The organism is Salinivibrio sp. MA607, from assembly GCF_001996245.1.
Classification (GTDB): Bacteria; Pseudomonadota; Gammaproteobacteria; order Enterobacterales; family Vibrionaceae; genus Salinivibrio; species Salinivibrio costicola.
Window position 1 is genome coordinate 1 of sequence record NZ_MUFJ01000062.1, and the last position, 1,904, is coordinate 1,904.

General features: G+C 41.8%; 2 protein-coding genes. Both read right to left on the reverse strand.

Annotated elements, in window-relative coordinates; all coding sequences use genetic code 11:
- The coding region (locus tag BZG81_RS15375; protein WP_198533673.1) for an N-acetylneuraminate synthase family protein at nucleotides 1-202 on the reverse strand (202 nt) is incomplete at its 3' end.
- 525 nt (nucleotides 203-727) lie between these two features.
- Nucleotides 728-1,855 (reverse strand): ISAs1 family transposase, encoded by a 1,128-nt coding sequence (locus tag BZG81_RS15380; protein WP_077677817.1) that lies wholly within the window; start codon nucleotides 1,853-1,855, stop codon nucleotides 728-730.
- Between the last annotated feature and the right edge of the window lie 49 nt (nucleotides 1,856-1,904).

Sequence of the window (1,904 nt, forward strand, 5' to 3'; positions counted from 1 at the left end):
GATAATGACTTTCGTCTTTATCAGTCGTTGACTCTTGATATTTTACTTTTGGAGTATTATTACTAACTAGATTTTCAGCAGTGAATGTTTGGAACTTCACTGCATTGGCTCCGGCGAGCTTCGCTGCATCAATCATCTGTTTCGCTAACGTTACAGATCCTGCATGATTAACGCCAATTTCTGCAATTATATAACAGCTCATATAACAATACTCCGTTTAATTTAGTAGCTATAGAACGGTATACGTTCCGCCACTTCGATGGTGATAGATGGAAGGCGTTTAAACAATATCGACGTGAAGTTTCTCTGACTAAAAGCGTAAGACAACCGCACGAGGCGAGCAATGTCACACTATCAGTCCTTTAATCAATGAAAACTGATCGATTTAAGACCTATTTTAAACGTTTACCAGTGAAAAGTGTGATGCACCGTTCTTTCACCCGGTTATTCTAGTACAAAATTCTACTGTGCTTTACCCACGCTACCGCCATGAGGTGTCGCTCCCCCTGTGCGCATAGCTAGATTGTATCTGGCCGCGCACGACGCACAGCCGGTAAATTTTAATGGGCTTCGAGTTTACCTGCTAATTTTTGTAGGCAAAAGGCCTAGCGCCAAAAAGTCGACATTACGCAGGCGGTGTGGTGGGTTTTTAGGCAAAAAATTACGGGGAAGGGCAAACCGTGCGCGCATTGGGGATTATGCCACGGAAAACGCATGAACATCCGCGTCACGAAAGGCTTCCCAGCACGGTCGCCAAGTACTCTTGGTCCATCGCACACATCATTCGCTTGCGTTGAATGCCGGCTTTGAAACTCTTCTCTTGCTTTAATAAATTCAAAACCATTTGCCTTATTCGTGCAAAAACTTCCGCTCGGTCATCTACCCTAATTCGACATGCATCTTCTTTTAATCCAACATCGAGCTGCCAGTGCATTGATTCAATTAACCAGTGCGAGCGAGTGGCATCATGAAGCTCTTTCGCTGTCAGTGCTTTTGAACTTATATAATAGCGCACAGAAATATCGGATTCTTCGGCGTGTTTGCCTTCTTGTCGAACACTCACCATGATGCCCATCGTTTTTAGTTCAGGCCAATCATAAGCCAAATCACCTAATACACTTAAATTGGTATTAATCAGCGCACATCGTGTTTCCAAACGCCCATGCGATTTCTCTTGTGATGAATAGCTATCGCCATCAAAATGTTGAAGCATTGAGGGGCGGTAATAATTATCAAACGCTTCATCTAACCTGCCTTGATTTCCTTTAACAGCAAGCAAGTAATCAGCATTTTTATCGATGATTTTCTGTGCAATTTTTCGCTGACAACCCATGGCATTAATGGTAATCAAACAACCTGAAATATCGAGCAATTCTAGTAGCTTAGGGATGGCAGTGATCTCGTTCGTCTTACTGTCTACTTTTGACTGTCCAAGGCATACACCATTTGCGGTTGCGAATGCATTAACCATATGAATCGCAGCTTGGTCTGTTGCTCTGTTATACGATCCTTTCAGTGTTTTTCCATCAATGGCAATGACTTCACCATCCGTTAATTCATGACACGATTTCATCCATTCTATGAAGGCTTTTTGTAATGCTTTTGTACTGATGGTTCCCATCACTCTTGCAATCGTATCTGCCGAGGGTGATGTTTTACCTGAGAAGCCAAAGCGTAATAAAAAATCACGCTGCTTACGTCCATAATCACTCATACCTTTCCAGGTATCATGACCAGACAACACCGCACAAATTGTTATCAAAATAATATCTGATAACGTATGTTCAACTTTTCCTTCTTGGCGAATATCTTTGATGGAAACGAAATGCATAAATGGACTTTTTTCTTCTGTCATTTTTAATCTCCTAAACATTAGGAGACTATTAAATCGCACTGAAAATGAT

What these genes read in the sequence shown, in the direction of transcription:
- BZG81_RS15380 (WP_077677817.1), bottom strand. Translation starts at nt 1,855, where the DNA reads ATGACAGAAGAAAAAAGTCCATTTATGCATTTCGTTTCCATCAAAGAT.